Consider the following 14,175-nt stretch of genomic DNA (forward strand, 5'->3'; position numbering starts at 1 on the left):
GCGGGCATAATCTGGCCGGCACGTGTCATTGGATTTATGTTGCTCGATGACGCTCTGCCCGATCGTCCACCAGTCAAATCAGAACAGGGGCGCGGGTGTAGAGCAGCATGACCCACAAGGGAAGAGAGATCGCCATGCTCGAAAGTTGTCAGAATGCTCAGGAACGTTGGGGTGGGGTTCATCTGCTGATCGACCGCTGGTTGCAGGAGCGTGAAGAGCTGATCGGCGCCTACGACAAGCTCGGTGCGCAGCCTGAGTCGCTGTCCGAGAGCCGCAAGCCTTTGCAGGAATTCTGCGGCGTGCTGGTCGATTACGTATCGGCGGGGCACTTCGAAATCTATGAACAGCTGACTGGCGAAGCCAAGGCGTTCAACGACAAGCGCGGTCTGGAACTCGCCGAGACCATCTACCCGCGCATCGACGTCATTACCGAGAAGCTGCTCGCGTTCAACGACCTGTGCGATGAAGGCAAATGCGTTGCGGAGAAATTCAAGGAATTGGGCGGCTTGCTGCATGAGCGCTTCGAACTTGAAGACTGCCTGATCGAAGTGCTGCACACGGCACACAAGGCAGAAGATCCGGTTCAGGCCTGATCCACGTCCTTCATGAAAAAACGGTGCGCCCGAAAGCGCACCGTTTTTTTATGCCTGATCAGCTCGTCGCGCCACGCAATTCCACTTCGAAAACCAGAGGCGTGAACGGCGCGATCAGGTCGCCGGCACCGTCGGCGCCATAGGCTTGATCCGATGGAATCACCAGCCGCCATTTCGCCCCCACCGGCATGTTCTGCAAGGCGGTGCGCCAACCGGCGATCACACTGTCGAGGTTGAACCATTGCGGTTGGGTGTTCTGATCGAACACGGTGCCATCCGGCAGCTTGCCGACATACAGCACCTGCACTTTGCCGTCCGGGCCGGCCTTGGCGCCAGTGCCCGGAACCAGTTCAGTCAGAAGGATGCCATCGGCCAGTTCCTTCACCCCTGGTTTGGCTTTTTCCGCACTGAGAAAGCGTTGCTCGTTTTCCATCGCCGCGTCGCTCGATTGCCGTGATGCCTGCTCGGCATTGCGCGATTCGTGGTCGGCCAGAATCTGTTCGATACGCGCTTCACTCAGCGCCAGCGGCTTGCCCTGATACGCCTGTTGCAGACCTTCGATCAGCGCCTGGATCTGCAACTGTGGTACCTCCTGACGCAGCCGTTCGCCGAGGCTGGCACCGAGGCTGTAAGCCAGATCATGAGCATCGTTCGCCGTGTTTTTTTCATCGGCATACGCCGTCGAAAAAAACACGCAGAGGGACAAAATAAAGTAGCGCGACATGGGCACTCTCCGACCTGGGATGCGGGGGATTATGCCAGTGCAAACGTCTGCATCGGTGAACTGCTTTTTCCCGCGTGCACAACATTTCGGCTTCGGTGCAACGCAACGGTGCAGATACTGTCAACATGCCCTAGCGGCGGTATCAGCAGAGGTCTAGTATGAGCCGCACTCACGTCAGCCAGGAGGTAAACCATGTCGGCCACCAAGAAGCCTGTAAATACTCCGTTGCACTTACTCCAACAGTTGTCGGGCAGCCTGCTCGAGCATTTGGAAAACGCTTGCTCGCAAGCCTTGGCTGATGCTGAAAAACTGCTCGCCAAGCTGGAAAAGCAACGCGGCAAGGCGCAGGAAAAACTGCATAAATCGCGCACCAAATTGCAGGACGCCGCCACCGCCGGCAAAGCCAAGGCACAGAACAAGGCCAAGGCTGCCGTGAAAGAACTCGAAGACCTGCTCGACGCTTTGAAAGATCGTCAGTCCGAAACCCGCAGCTACATTTTGCAACTCAAGCGCGATGCCCAGGAAAGCCTGAAACTGGCCCAGGGTGTTGGCCGCGTGCAGGAAGCAGTGGGCAAGGTTCTGTCGTCGCGTTCGGCCAAACCGGCAGCAGCACCAGCGAAGAAAGTCGCTGCCAAACCTGCTGCAAGCAAAGCCCCGGCGAAGACCGCTGCGGCGAAACCTGCTGTCGCGAAAACCGCCGCCAAACCAGCGGCCAAGGCGCCAGTGAAAGCGGCTGCCAAACCAGCGGCGAAAACTGCAGCGAAGAAGCCGGCGGCGAGCGCGGCAAAACCGGCGGCTAAAACCACCGCAGCCAAACCTGCTGCAGCCAAGCCAGCAGTGAAAGCCACCCCTGCCAAAGCCGCTGCAAAACCGGCCGCGAGCAAAGCTGCACCGGCGAAAACCGCAGCCGCCAGACCTGCTGCCAAAGCAGCAGCGAAACCAGCAGCGAAACCAGCAGCAAAACCTGCTGCCAAGACTGCCGCTGCGAAGCCTGCTGCCAAGACTGCGGCCAAGCCGGCCGCCGCCAAACCTGCTGCGAAAGTGGCGGTAAAACCGGCTGCCAAACCAACCGCAACATCGGCAGCAAAACCTGCGGCAAAAACCGCTGCGAAACCGGCCGCCAAGCCAGCTGCGAAACCCGCTGCTGCCAAGCCTGCGACCGCTGCTGCAAAGCCGGCCGCCAAGCCAGCCGCAAAACCAGCGGTGAAAAAGCCTGCAGCTGCCAAGCCAGCCGCGACCAAACCGGCTGCCGCTCCAGCAGCCAAGCCTGCACCTGTGGCGACCCCGGCTGCCCCAGCTGCCTCGGCACCGTCGTCCGCCACTCACTCGACCCCTTCGACTACGCCAGCGCCAGCCGCTTCGTCGAACGTCAGCAGCACCCCGACCAGCGCTTCCTAAGTGCCGGTTGCCGCGACGCGCAGCACTTGCAGCGCGCCGCGGTTCAGGCTGGCGGCATTGCCGGCCAGGTCTTCCAGCCAGGTCACCGAACCTGCATCGTTGCGCGTCCACTCCTGCGCCACACCTTCGAGCCGTGACAGCAGGGTGCGCTCAGCTTCAAGCTCCAGTGATTTGATCTGCTCGCGCATGCCGGCTACCACCGCATCGTCGACGGCCCGCGCTTTCCATTGCAGGCGCAGGGTCCGCAGCGGCTGCACCACTTCGATATCCCACGGCGCGGTCAAGGCCTTGAGCAGACGTACGCGCGGTTCATCGCACGCCACCGCGCGCTGCTCCAGCCACAAACCGCAGAGCAGCAGGCAGACATTGGCGCCCGCCGTTTGCAATTGCAGGCAGGCATCTTCCACGCCCGGCCGGGCGTAGACATCAAGGGCAAAGCTCCACAGGTCAGAGGACATCGTGCTACTCGCGCCAGTTGTGAGCGAAGCTGGTAGACTCCGCCGCCATTATGATCCGACTTCAGAACCTGACTTTACAGCGTGGCCCGCAACGTCTGCTAGAAGACGCCGAGCTGACCCTGCACGCCGGCCACAAAGCCGGCCTCATCGGCGCCAACGGTGCCGGCAAATCCAGCCTGTTCGCCCTGCTGCGCGGCGAGTTGCACCCGGACTCGGGCGACTGCCTGCTGCCGGCCGACTGGCGTATCGCGCATATGCGCCAGGAGGTCGACACTCTCGAGCGCCTGGCGGTTGATTATGTGCTCGATGGCGACCTGCGTCTGCGCGAGGTGCAACGCGAGCTTGCCGCCGCCGAGGAGGCCCACGACGGCACCGCACTGGCGCGCCTGCACGCCGAACTCGACAGCGCCGACGGCTACACAGCCGATGCGCGGGCGCGCAAGCTGCTCGCCGGTCTTGGGTTCACCAATGAGCAGATGGATCGTCAAGTAGGCGATTTCTCCGGTGGCTGGCGGATGCGTCTGAATCTGGCGCAGGCACTGATGTGCCCGTCGGATCTGCTGCTGCTCGATGAACCGACCAACCACTTGGATCTCGACGCGATCATCTGGCTCGAAGAGTGGCTGAAGAGTTATCCGGGCACCTTGCTGCTGATTTCCCACGACCGGGATTTCCTCGACGAAGTGGTCGATCACGTCGCCCATGTCGATCAGCGCAAACTGACCCTCTACCGCGGCGGCTACACCGCGTTCGAACGCGCCCGCGCCGAGCGTCTGGCCCAGCAGCAACAAGCCTACGAGAAGCAGCAGGCGCAGCGTGCGCACATGGAAAGCTACATCGCCCGCTTCAAGGCGCAAGCGACCAAGGCCCGTCAGGCGCAGAGCCGGATCAAGGCGCTGGAGCGCATGGAAGAATTGTCGGCGGCCCACGTCGATTCGCCGTTCGACTTCGTCTTCCGCGAGTCGACCAAGATCTCCAGTCCGCTGATCGACCTGTCCGATGCGCGCCTGGGTTATGGCGACAAGACCATCCTCGAGAAGGTCAAGCTGCAACTGACCCCGGGTGCGCGGGTCGGTCTGCTTGGGCCGAACGGCGCGGGTAAATCGACGCTGATCAAGAACCTCGCCGGCGAGCTCGAACCGCTGGCCGGGCGCCTGACCCGTGGCGAAAACACCGTGGTCGGCTACTTTGCCCAGCATCAGCTCGACTCGCTGGATTCCAAGGCCAGCCCATTGCTGCATTTGCAGCGTCTGGCGCCGGGTGAGCGCGAGCAGACCCTGCGCGACTTCCTCGGCGGCTTCGACTTCCGGGGCGCACGCATCGATGAGCCGGTGCTGAATTTCTCCGGTGGCGAGAAGGCCCGTCTGGCCCTCGCGCTGATCGCCTGGGAGCGGCCGAACCTGCTGCTGCTCGACGAACCGACCAACCACCTCGACCTGGAAATGCGTCTGGCGCTGACCATGGCCCTGCAGGAATTCAGTGGTGCAGTGCTGGTGGTCTCTCACGATCGGCACTTGCTCAAGAGCACCACCGACAACTTCTATCTGGTCGCTGACGGAAAGGTCGAAGAGTTCGATGGCGATCTCGAAGACTACGCACGCTGGCTGGTGGAATACCGTCAGCGCAATGCGCCGGTCAGCAACACGCCGGTCAACCCGGACAAGACCGACAAGAAAGCACAGCGCCAAGCGGCGGCAGCGTTGCGTCAGCAACTGGCGCCGCACAAGCGCGAGGCTGACAAGCTTGAAGCCGAGCTGGGCAAGCTTCACGAGAAACTGGCCAAGGTCGATGCCAGCCTCGGTGACAGCGATATCTACGAGCCGGCACGCAAAAATGAATTGCGTGATCTGCTCGCCGAACAGGCGAAATTGAAGGTGCGTGAAGCCGAGCTGGAAGAAGCCTGGATGGAAGCGCTGGAAACCCTGGAAAGCATGCAGGCGGAGCTGGAGGCGTTGTCCTGATGGAAGCCTTCAAGCTGCCTTTCTCGGCGGTGTGGGTCGAACCGTTGTGGTTCACCGCGCAGATTCTGCTGATTCTGCTGGCCGGTTACCTGACCCAGCGTTTCGTTGCCAAAGGCCTCACTCGCCTGGGTGAGCGCTATCCGTTCCCACCGCAGTTGCTGATGCCGCTGCGTGGCGTGTTGCGCTGGCTGATCATGGGCAGCGCGCTGCTCTTCGTGCTCGAGCGCCTCGGCGTTTCGGCCACGGTGCTGTGGACGGCGCTGTCGGGATTTGTCGCGGTGGCAGCGGTGGCGTTCTTCGCCATGTGGAGCGTGCTGTCGAACCTGCTCTGCGCCATTCTGATCTTCACCGTCGGGCCGTTCCGCCTCGGCGACGTGGTCGAGCTGGTCGACACCACCGACAAGCCTGGCGTCAAAGGCCGGGTGATCGCGATCAATCTGCTCTACACCACGCTGGTCGAGGCCGAAGAACTCGGCACCGGCAGCGCCATGGTGCAGGTGCCGAACAGCCTGTTCTTCCAGCGATCGGTGCGGCGTTGGCGCGGGACCGATGTGTTGCCGTCGAGCGGGTTCGAGAAGTAGCTTTTTCAGCAAGATCGCAGTCTTCGGCAGCTCCTACATTTGGAATACGATCCCTGTAGGAGCTGCCGAAGGCTGCGATCTTTTGCTTTTAGCCCCAAACAGCATTAGTTTTGACGACTTGTCACAAGCATCAGCCGAGGTGTGCGATGGAGCTTCAAACATGGCTGGCATTTTTTGCCGCCTGCTGGGTGATCAGCCTGTCCCCGGGCGCGGGCGCCATCGCGTCGATGTCCAGCGGTCTGCAGTACGGATTCTGGCGCGGCTACTGGAACGCACTGGGCCTGCAGATCGGTCTGGCGGTGCAGATCGCGATTGTCGGCGCGGGTGTTGGCGCTGTGCTCACCGCTTCGGCCACGGCATTCCATGCGATCAAATGGTTCGGTGTCGCCTATCTGGTTTATCTGGCGATCAAGCAATGGCGCGCGCTGCCCATGGACATGAGCGATGACGCCGCGGTTCGGCCGATCGGCAAGCCACTGGCCCTGGTGTTTCGCGGCTTTCTGGTGAACATCAGCAACCCCAAGGCGTTGGTGTTCATGCTCGCGGTGTTGCCTCAGTTCATCAATCCCCATGCGCCGCTGCTGATTCAGTATCTGGTGATCGGCGTGACCATGGTGTTCGTCGACCTGATTGTCATGGCCGGCTACACCGGACTGGCGTCGAAGGTGCTGCGCCTGTTGCGTACGCCCAAGCAGCAGAAACGCATGAACCGCACCTTTGCCGGGTTATTCATTGGCGCGGCGGCATTCATGGCGACGTTGCGAAAAGCGGCGGCGTAAAACGCTCGGGCAGAAAAAAGGCGACCTCAAGAGGTCGCCTTTTTCATTTCTACCGAGACATCGGGGCAAGCGAGCTTTTCTTGAATCAATAGCGAGGGCCGCTTCGCGACCCAACGGGGATAAATCCCCTCGCCACAGAGCCCTTCGCCACAAAAGTCCTCAGATCCGGCTCAGCGTAAAATCACCGGCGCCGTATCACGCGGCAGATTGTTGCGCTGCGGCGCTTCACGCGGCTGCTCATAACCGTCACCACCACCGAGCTGCATGCTCAGTTGCCCGGCCACGTCTTCGCCCAAGGCCTTGGACACCTCACGCACCACCCGCGGACGGTTCAGCGAGATCTTGATGTCGCGATGGTTCACCAGTTTGGTGTCCTGCGCTTCACCCATCGCCGTGAAGGCCGAGGTGATCTCGTAGGTCTTGGTGTTGATCAGACTGAAATCCGCCACCAGCGTCAGGCCCAGTACCGCCGAGTAGCTGTCGGTGTGCGCTAGCTCGTTGATGTCCTGGGTGAAGTCGATGTCGGACACAGTGCCGAACAGCACGTAGTCGGCGCCTTTGAAGTTGCCGGCCTTGATGCGCCTGATCACGTCATACACATCGCCTTTGGATGAGGCGGTATACGGCGTGCCCTGCACCAGCTGGAACATGCCGGTACGCAGGATTTCACCCTTGATGTCGCCGGTGAATTTGCGCAACTCGCCCTGTTCGATATAGCTGGTGGTCGCTTCGATCTCGTTGTAGCTCGAAGAACCGCTGGCGCTGTAGTAACTCTCGCGATGATTGCTCTGCGCCGAAACGATGTGGATGTATTGCTCCACGCGCTCCTGATACGCCAGATCCGTCACCGCCACTTTCGGGGCCGCCTGCGCGCTGAACGCGCAAGCCAGGGCCATCATGCCAATCCATGTGCGCATCGATCAACGCTCCGTGGTTTTGCGGATCTCTTTTTCATCCATCCACTCGGCCAGACCGCTTTCGACGTCGATCAACTGCAGGCTGAATTTGTAGAAGACGTCCTTGTAGTCGCTGCTGCGCTTGACGATCGAGCTGATCGAGCCTTCGATGCGGTACTTGGCGGCAACCATGTTGCCGGTCTTGGCCACGGTGCTTTTCTTGTACAGGCCGCTCTGGTTTTGCAGCTTGAGCTGGTCAACCTGACTCTGCATCGCATTGTTGTCGCTGGCGAAGCGCGCAACACCGGTCTTCATCAACTGAGTCTTGATGCTGGTGGTGATTTCGCGGGTGTCGATGTACTCGCTGGTCTTGTTCTTCACATCGTAGACCTGAACCACCGGACGGCCCTGCAGAATGCCGGACTGAGCCAGCGAGCGGGTCATCGACTCGGCGATCATTTGCAGGTCGGTCGAACCGAATTCGTTGGTCACGGTTTCAACAGCCTTGGTGTCGCCGTAGCTGATGTTCTTGCTGCCCAGGGTCGGCGAGGTGTTGGCGCAACCGGAGGCGAGCAGGGCGATGACGGCGATGCAGGAAAAGCGTGCAAACATGAGAAAGCTCTCTCAATCAGAAATAGGGTGGCGGGCTTAAGGCGTCTTGATTTCCAGACGGAAATCCACGGCTTTCGGGGTCGGCGCGATGGCCTGAATGAAGCTGGTCTGGGCGCCGTACATCATCTGGCTTTTCCACACTTCTTCTTCAGCAACCGGGAAACCTTCGGCGCCAAGCCAGGCGAAGCGGTAGTAGAAAATCTTGTTGCTGTTGAGGGTGTTGCTCAACTGCACGTTGACGGTCATGAAGCCGTTTTCACGAGCCACGCGCATGGCGCCGACGACGATGTGTTTCTGCGGGCCCATGGCCACGACTTTGCTCGCGGCGCTGCCCGGCTCCGGCGGTGGCGGGGTGGCGCAGCCTGCCAGCAAGGCGAGGGCGGCAACGGCGATGATCTTCAAGCGCATTGCAAAGACTCCGTTCTTAAGGTTGTTTGAGGCTGGCGACGTTGGTCGCGGCAGCGCTCGGCATTACGTGAGCAGCGATGCCGCCAGCGAATACCTGGTTGCCCACGGCACGCAGGCTGATCACTTGGTAGCGCTGGTCGACAGTGACCTTGACCACCGAGCCGCCGACGGCGCTCGGCAGGGTAACCTGATGCTCACCTTTTTTCAGGCGCAGACGCACCACTTGGGTGTTGTCCGGCAGGGTGCGCCATGTACGGGTATCGGCACCTTCGAGCACCGCTGAAGAAATCCCCACGGCGAGACCGGCCAGCGGGTTGGTTTCGTTGATCTGCTTTTGCGCCACGCCTTTGGTGATTGCGCGCACGGTGGTGCGCACGATGATCCCCGGCATGTCATCGCGCAGAGCGCGGCGGGACATGGCGGTGGTGCTGTTCAGCGCGGTCAGGTCGACTTGCTTGCCGTCGACACCGATCTGCGCAAACGGCGCGGTGGAGGTGTCCGGTTTGATGATCGGGAACGACAGCGGGGTGATCACCACGTTGTTGGAAATCGGCAGCGGCAGCGGTACGCGAATCGAGTCGCGGGCCGGGGCCAGACCGCTCTGCACGACGATGAGAATGTCGCTGTCATCGGATTTGGAAGGCTTGTCGAGATTGACCAGCGCCTGCTCGAGCAGCGGCGTGTTCGGGCGCAATTCGGCAGCCTTGCGATAACCCGGCGCGGCCAGATCCTTCTCGCCCAGGGCTTCGTAAACGAAACCGGCCAGGTAATGGCTGAACGCACTCTGGTAGCTGTTTTTCAGGCCGACCACCTCCGGTGCGTCGAGGCTGGCCACCGGATAACCCTGCAGATCCTTGTACTGGGTCTTGATGCCTTCTTTCTCGGCCTGTTCTTCGCTCTTGAGGTATTCCTTGTCGCGCAAGTCAGCGATCACTGCTTCACGTTCGTGGGTCTTTTTGATCGCAGTGCGGGCGCCATCGAAATCGTTGACCGCCAACAGGTTCAAGGCCATCTGCGTGGTCAGCATGACTTTCTCGTAGTCATAGCCTTCGTAGCGACGCACCTTGTCGTTGACGATGAAGCTGCCAAACTGCGCCAGGTACTTGGCCGAATCGAGCTTGACCGCGTCTTCCCACTGGCCGACCACCTGATCGGCGCTGCCCCAGGCGTTCTGGCTGCCTGACAGGTCGCCCTTGGCGCGCAGCAGTTCGCCTTTCTCGAAGTAATAGAGCAGGTCTTTGTCGGTGCCGGTGTTGTTCTTTTCCAGCAGAGTCAGCGCGGCGTCGACGTTGCCGGATGCCAGTTGCTGATTGGTCTGGGCCAGTTCGGAATCGTAGTTGCGAAACGCTGCGCAGCCGGACAACAGCGTGACAGCGCTGAGCGCGAGCAGCATGGAAGCGCGGAATGCCATGGGTACTTCTTCCCTGAGTAACAAAACTTGCAGCCGCGTGTGCTGGTCGGGCTGGTGTGACCTATCGACGGCGGCGCTGGCCTCCTGCCAATTCCTCATGGGTGAGGAGCTTTTGATGCCGGCTCGCTGGGCGAGGGCGCGGCATTATAAACGTGGCGTGATGGCTATGTAATAGCTTTTTGGGTGCATTTTCAGATGTGGTGCCATCACTTCTCCGCAGAAGCGGGTTTATCCGAAGCGGGTTTTTGATTCGGTACAAAGGCTGAGCCGACGGTATAGACCTGATCCCGGAATACCCGCAGGTGCAGAATCTGGCGGTCCTGGTCGACGCGCATTTCAAAAGGGTGGTCGATGGACGCAGGCGCAAAACGGAAGGTATGCAGGCCTTTCTTCAAGCGCAGGCGGGCGACCAGAGTCTTGTCCGGCAACGCTCGCCATGTGCGGGTGTCGGCTTCTTCGAACGGATCATGCTGAGTGACGATCAACGAGGCTTTCGCCGGGTTGCGCTCGTTTTCCTGCGCTTGACCGATGGCGGCCATGTTGGCGCGGAACATCGCCCGCGAGATGATTTGCGGCATGTCGTCGCGCAGTGTGCGCATGGACATGTCAGTCACACTGTTGATCACTACCAACGGCTGTTTGCGACCGTCTACGGTGATGTGGCTGAAGTTGGGCGTAACTGCGTCCGGCAGCATCACCGGGAATGAAATGGGCGCGATGATGACCAGCGTTTCGTTCAGACGAACCGGGATCGGCACTTGCACTGAGCTGCGAGCCGGGGCCAGGCCACTCTGGATAATCAGCAACACATCGCTTTCATCGGCGTTCGCTGGCGGTTTGTCGAGATTGCGCAGGGCCTTTTGCAGCAAGGGCATGTCCGGCCGCAGTTCGATCGCCTGACGATAACCGGCCGCCGCGAGGGCGCGTTCGCCGAGGGCTTCATAGGTGAATCCGGCCAGATAGTGGCTGAACGCACTCTGATAGCCGTTTTTCAGCTCAACGACCTGCGGCGCATCAAGCAAGGCGACCGGGTAGCCTTCCAGTTCTTTGTAATGGAGAATTTTGCCCTGAGCTTTTGCCTGTTCCTCGGCCGCTTCGTATTGCTTTTCACGCTGGCGGGCGATCAACGCTTCGCGTTCGTGGGTTTTCCTGATGTCTGCGCGGGCGCCGGCAAAGTCATTGTCGGATAGCTGGTTCAAGGCCATTTGCGTAGTCAACATGACCTTTTCGTAATCGTAGCCTTCATAGCGCCGCAGCTTGTCGTTGACCAGCATCGTGCCCATTTCATCACCGAAACGCGCCAGTAATTTCATCGCGCCGGACGGGTTGGCTTCCTCGCGCTGGAAGATCATCCGGTCGGCATTGCGCCAAGCGTCCTGGCTGTCGGGCAGGGCACTGCCAGCGCTGAGGATCGCGCCTTTTTCCAGGTAATACAGCAGATCCTTGTCTTCCCACGGGTTGTTCATTTCCACCAGTGCCAGAGCCCCGGTCAGATTGCCCCGGGTCATTTGCTCGGTGGTCTGCTGCATTTCAAGGTCGTAGTTGCGATAGGCGGCACAACCGCTCAACTGAACAGCGACGCAAAGCAGCAAAACGAACGGAAGACTCCGCATTGAGGTTGATTCCTTGCGCGCAAATGCTCTGGGGCGGGCAGTATAAAGTGGATGATGGCAAATGGCTGTGATCTTGATCGAACGTGTCGAGGCTCAATCGGCAGCGGATAGTGCGGCAATACTCGGCGACAAACGCTACTGCCGTCTGCCGGGTATTTCCGGCCAATCAAAGCGAAACGCCGACAAAGCTTGAGAGAAATGTCTTCGAAGTGAACAATATGTAACTTCGCATTTCCATTTGAGATTCGTTCATGACTGCCTCGTCCCGATTGCTGGCCTGGCTGCTGTTCCCGTTATTGTCCCTGAGCAGCCTGCCGCTGCTGGCCGATACCGTGGAAGGCGCGCCGCAAGCGTTGCACCTGCTCGATTACATCAGTGCCGATTACCCGCCAACGGTCGCGGCAGGCAAAGTCATCGACGATGGCGAGTACCGCGAGCAGCTGGAATTCACTCAGGTTCTGCAAGGCTTGATCACTGCATTACCGGCCAAACCGGAAAAAGCCGCGCTGGAACAGGGCGTGGAGTCTTTGCACGCCGCCATCACTGCGAAGCAGGACGGTGCTGATGTCGCCCGTCAGGCCCGACAGCTGGGGGCGAAACTGGCGGTGGCTTATGAAGTCAGCCAAGCACCGATCATCACCCCGGACCCGACACGCGGTGCGCCGTTGTATGCGCAGAACTGCTCGGTGTGCCACGGCGATACAGGTGCCGGCGACGGCCCGGCCGGCGTCGGTCTGATCCCTGCGCCAGCCAACCTGCGCGACGCTGCGCGCATGGATCACCTGAGTCTGTACGCCATCTACAGCACCCTCGGCCAGGGTGTCGAAGGCACCGACATGCCGGCGTTTGCCGATCAGCTCGATGATCGCCAGCGCTGGGATCTGGCCACCTACATCGCCGGCTTCAGTGCCGATGCGGCGGCCGCCAAGTCCGACAAGGTCTACAACATCGCCGACCTGGCCCGGCAGACCCCGGCCGAAGTACAGGCGGCGGAGGGCGCAGAGGTCGCGGCGACGTTCCGTGCCCAGCGCGCACAACCACCGCAGGTCAAACGCGGGCCGGCGCAGTTGCTCGATTACACCGCCGCCACGCTGGACAAGAGCCTCGCGGCCTACCGCGCTGGTGAACATGATCAGGCCTATGACCTGTCGGTAGCGGCGTATCTGGAAGGCTTCGAGCTGGTCGAAAGCTCGCTGGACAACGTCGATGCCAACGTGCGCAAGGACACCGAAAAATCGCTGATGGCTTACCGGCAGTCGCTGCAGGACGGTCTGCCGGTCGAACAGGCCGAACAGCGTCTCGACGCGGCCAAGGCCAAACTCAAGGAATCCGCCGGCCTGCTGGGCAGCGACGGCCTGAGCTGGTCGCTGAGCTACATTTCCGGCCTGCTGATTCTGCTGCGCGAAGGCCTGGAAGCGATTCTGGTGCTGGCGGCGATCCTCGCCTTCTTGCGCAACACCGGCCAGCAGTCAGCGGTGCGCAGTGTCAACGTTGGCTGGGGTCTGGCCTTGCTGGCGGGTCTGGGTACCTGGGCGCTGGCGGCGTATGTGATCGACGTCAGCGGTTCGCAGCGTGAGTTGCTGGAAGGCGCCACCGCGCTGTTTGCCAGCGTCATGGTGTTGTGGCTCGGCGTGTGGATGCATGACCGCCGTCACGCGGCGGCCTGGCAGGATTACATCAAGAGCAGCCTGGTCGGCGGCGGTGGTCGTTTCGGTTTTGCGATCCTGGCGTTCTTCTCGGTCTATCGCGAGTTGTTTGAAGTGATCCTGTTCTACGAAACTCTGTGGCTGCAGGCCGGGCCTGCCGGGCACAACGCCGTATTGGCCGGCGGTGCGACGGCGCTGGTGCTGCTGGTCGGTCTGGCCTGGGTGATCCTGCGCGGCTCGGCGAAACTGCCGCTGACGCTGTTCTTCAGCATCAACGCCGCGCTGTTGTGCGCGTTGTCGGTGGTGTTTGCCGGGCATGGCGTGAAGGCCTTGCAGGAAGCCGGGATCTTCGGCACACGGCCAGTGGCGTTCTTTGAATTCGACTGGCTGGGGATCCATGCCGATGCCTATTCGCTGACCGCGCAGGTGGTGGCGATTGTGGCGATTGCTGTGCTGTATGGGCGCAGTTGGGTGGCGGAGAAGCGTCGGGTTTCGGCTGCATAAAGGCATTCGCTGCGCTCATATTCGCGAGCAGGCTCGCTCCCACAGGTTCGGTATGTATCCTGTGGGAGCGAGCCTGCTCGCGAATTTTTTGGAGGCAAGAACATGCGTGTATGGATCGATGCCGACGCCTGTCCACGGGTGGCGAAGGATCTGGTGGTGAAATTTGCGTTAAAGCGCCAGTTCGAAGTAGTGCTGGTGGCCGGGCAGCCACAGATCAAGCCGGGGCTGGCCATCGTCAAATTGATTGTGGTGCCGAGCGGGCCGGATGCGGCGGATGATTATCTGGTCGAGCACGCCGTGCCGGGCGAACTGGTGATCTGCAGCGATATTCCGCTGGCCGATCGGCTGGTGAAGAAGGGCGTGGCGGCGCTGGATCCGCGCGGCAAGGAGTTCGATGCGCAGAACATGGGTGAGCGGCTGGCGGTGCGGAATCTGTTCACCGATCTCAGGGAGCAGGGCCAGATGGGCGGCGGCCCGGCGCCGTTTGGCGAGCGTGAAAAGCAGGCGTTTGCCAATGCGCTGGACCGGATTCTGACCCGGCTCACCCGCAAGCCCTGAGTCTTGCACAATCGCTGTGGGAGCGAGCCTGCT

15 protein-coding genes are annotated in these 14,175 nt (G+C 60.9%); 8 read left to right on the forward strand and 7 right to left on the reverse strand.

The features are described 5' to 3' along the window. Positions 1–134 precede the first annotated feature (134 nt). Positions 135–593, forward strand: coding sequence for an Rsd/AlgQ family anti-sigma factor (locus tag D8U71_RS26490; protein ID WP_016772602.1), 459 nt, complete (start codon positions 135–137; stop codon positions 591–593). A 58-nt stretch (positions 594–651) separates the two neighbouring features. Here the strand turns inward: D8U71_RS26490 and D8U71_RS26495 are convergent, their stop codons facing one another. Further along, entirely contained in the window at positions 652–1,317 is a 666-nt protein-coding gene (locus tag D8U71_RS26495) for an FKBP-type peptidyl-prolyl cis-trans isomerase (protein ID WP_016772603.1), read from the reverse strand. A 192-nt stretch (positions 1,318–1,509) separates the two neighbouring features. Between D8U71_RS26495 and D8U71_RS26500 the strand changes: the two genes are divergently transcribed. Then, positions 1,510–2,715, forward strand: coding sequence for an AlgP family protein (locus D8U71_RS26500; protein ID WP_130889078.1), 1,206 nt, complete (start codon positions 1,510–1,512; stop codon positions 2,713–2,715). Here D8U71_RS26500 and D8U71_RS26505 read toward each other — a convergent pair. Then, positions 2,712–3,173, reverse strand: coding sequence for a TIGR02444 family protein (locus tag D8U71_RS26505; protein ID WP_130889079.1), 462 nt, complete (start codon positions 3,171–3,173; stop codon positions 2,712–2,714). The genes D8U71_RS26500 and D8U71_RS26505 overlap by 4 nt on opposite strands. Positions 3,174–3,223: 50 nt before the next feature. Here D8U71_RS26505 and D8U71_RS26510 point away from each other — a divergent pair, with 50 nt between their 5' ends. The 3 genes from D8U71_RS26510 (at position 3,224) to rhtB (ending at position 6,494) form a co-directional block, all read left to right on the forward strand. Beyond that, positions 3,224–5,134, forward strand: a complete 1,911-nt coding sequence (locus D8U71_RS26510; RefSeq protein WP_130889080.1) for an ATP-binding cassette domain-containing protein — start codon at positions 3,224–3,226, stop codon at positions 5,132–5,134. Then, positions 5,134–5,715, forward strand: a complete 582-nt coding sequence (locus D8U71_RS26515; protein ID WP_130889081.1) for a mechanosensitive ion channel family protein — start codon at positions 5,134–5,136, stop codon at positions 5,713–5,715. Before D8U71_RS26510 ends, D8U71_RS26515 begins: the two co-directional genes overlap by 1 nt. A 146-nt stretch (positions 5,716–5,861) precedes the next feature. Next, the gene (gene rhtB, locus D8U71_RS26520; protein WP_016772608.1) at positions 5,862–6,494 is read left to right on the forward strand and encodes a homoserine/homoserine lactone efflux protein; all 633 of its coding nucleotides are present in this window, start codon (positions 5,862–5,864) and stop codon (positions 6,492–6,494) included. A gap of 170 nt (positions 6,495–6,664) precedes the next feature. Here rhtB and D8U71_RS26525 read toward each other — a convergent pair whose 3' ends face one another. From D8U71_RS26525 to D8U71_RS26545, 5 genes are all read right to left on the reverse strand, one after another. Then, positions 6,665–7,411, reverse strand: coding sequence for a penicillin-binding protein activator LpoB (locus D8U71_RS26525; RefSeq protein WP_130889082.1), 747 nt, complete (start codon positions 7,409–7,411; stop codon positions 6,665–6,667). Positions 7,412–7,414: 3 nt separating this feature from the next. Further along, on the reverse strand, positions 7,415–8,002 hold the full coding sequence (gene lpoB, locus D8U71_RS26530) for a penicillin-binding protein activator LpoB (RefSeq protein ID WP_016772610.1): 588 nt from the start codon (positions 8,000–8,002) through the stop codon (positions 7,415–7,417). Positions 8,003–8,038: 36 nt separating this feature from the next. Further along, on the reverse strand, positions 8,039–8,410 hold the full coding sequence (locus D8U71_RS26535; protein WP_016772611.1) for a YcfL family protein: 372 nt from the start codon (positions 8,408–8,410) through the stop codon (positions 8,039–8,041). Between the two features lie 16 nt (positions 8,411–8,426). Next, complete coding sequence (locus D8U71_RS26540; protein WP_130889083.1) at positions 8,427–9,821, reverse strand: hypothetical protein; 1,395 nt, start codon at positions 9,819–9,821, stop codon at positions 8,427–8,429. A gap of 206 nt (positions 9,822–10,027) precedes the next feature. After that, complete coding sequence (locus tag D8U71_RS26545) at positions 10,028–11,434, reverse strand: hypothetical protein (RefSeq protein WP_130889084.1); 1,407 nt, start codon at positions 11,432–11,434, stop codon at positions 10,028–10,030. A gap of 61 nt (positions 11,435–11,495) precedes the next feature. On the opposite strand from D8U71_RS26545, the gene D8U71_RS28780 reads away from it, so the two are divergent. From D8U71_RS28780 to D8U71_RS26555, 3 genes are all read left to right on the forward strand, one after another. Beyond that, the gene (locus D8U71_RS28780) at positions 11,496–11,627 is read left to right on the forward strand and encodes a hypothetical protein (protein ID WP_277419389.1); all 132 of its coding nucleotides are present in this window, start codon (positions 11,496–11,498) and stop codon (positions 11,625–11,627) included. Positions 11,628–11,685: 58 nt separating this feature from the next. Further along, positions 11,686–13,584 carry an FTR1 family protein gene (locus tag D8U71_RS26550; RefSeq protein WP_130889085.1) on the forward strand — a complete coding sequence of 633 codons (1,899 nt, stop codon included), beginning with the start codon at positions 11,686–11,688 and terminating at the stop codon, positions 13,582–13,584. Positions 13,585–13,686: 102 nt separating this feature from the next. Then, positions 13,687–14,142: a YaiI/YqxD family protein gene (locus tag D8U71_RS26555; RefSeq protein ID WP_130889086.1), complete on the forward strand. Its 456-nt coding sequence runs from the start codon at positions 13,687–13,689 to the stop codon at positions 14,140–14,142. The last annotated feature ends 33 nt before the right edge of the window (positions 14,143–14,175 follow it).

The organism is Pseudomonas sp. Sample_21 (assembly GCF_004307525.1).
In the GTDB taxonomy this organism is placed as follows: domain Bacteria; phylum Pseudomonadota; class Gammaproteobacteria; order Pseudomonadales; family Pseudomonadaceae; genus Aquipseudomonas; species Aquipseudomonas atacamensis.

Coding starts and splice junctions, on each gene's coding strand:
- D8U71_RS26490 (WP_016772602.1), top strand. CDS start 135: ATGCTCGAAAGTTGTCAGAATGCTCAGGAACGTTGGGGTGGGGTTCAT.
- D8U71_RS26495 (WP_016772603.1), bottom strand. CDS start 1,317: ATGTCGCGCTACTTTATTTTGTCCCTCTGCGTGTTTTTTTCGACGGCG.
- D8U71_RS26500 (WP_130889078.1), top strand. CDS start 1,510: ATGTCGGCCACCAAGAAGCCTGTAAATACTCCGTTGCACTTACTCCAA.
- D8U71_RS26505 (WP_130889079.1), bottom strand. CDS start 3,173: ATGTCCTCTGACCTGTGGAGCTTTGCCCTTGATGTCTACGCCCGGCCG.
- D8U71_RS26510 (WP_130889080.1), top strand. CDS start 3,224: ATGATCCGACTTCAGAACCTGACTTTACAGCGTGGCCCGCAACGTCTG.
- D8U71_RS26515 (WP_130889081.1), top strand. CDS start 5,134: ATGGAAGCCTTCAAGCTGCCTTTCTCGGCGGTGTGGGTCGAACCGTTG.
- rhtB (WP_016772608.1), top strand. CDS start 5,862: ATGGAGCTTCAAACATGGCTGGCATTTTTTGCCGCCTGCTGGGTGATC.
- D8U71_RS26525 (WP_130889082.1), bottom strand. CDS start 7,411: ATGCGCACATGGATTGGCATGATGGCCCTGGCTTGCGCGTTCAGCGCG.
- lpoB (WP_016772610.1), bottom strand. CDS start 8,002: ATGTTTGCACGCTTTTCCTGCATCGCCGTCATCGCCCTGCTCGCCTCC.
- D8U71_RS26535 (WP_016772611.1), bottom strand. CDS start 8,410: ATGCGCTTGAAGATCATCGCCGTTGCCGCCCTCGCCTTGCTGGCAGGC.
- D8U71_RS26540 (WP_130889083.1), bottom strand. CDS start 9,821: ATGGCATTCCGCGCTTCCATGCTGCTCGCGCTCAGCGCTGTCACGCTG.
- D8U71_RS26545 (WP_130889084.1), bottom strand. CDS start 11,434: ATGCGGAGTCTTCCGTTCGTTTTGCTGCTTTGCGTCGCTGTTCAGTTG.
- D8U71_RS28780 (WP_277419389.1), top strand. CDS start 11,496: ATGGCTGTGATCTTGATCGAACGTGTCGAGGCTCAATCGGCAGCGGAT.
- D8U71_RS26550 (WP_130889085.1), top strand. CDS start 11,686: ATGACTGCCTCGTCCCGATTGCTGGCCTGGCTGCTGTTCCCGTTATTG.
- D8U71_RS26555 (WP_130889086.1), top strand. CDS start 13,687: ATGCGTGTATGGATCGATGCCGACGCCTGTCCACGGGTGGCGAAGGAT.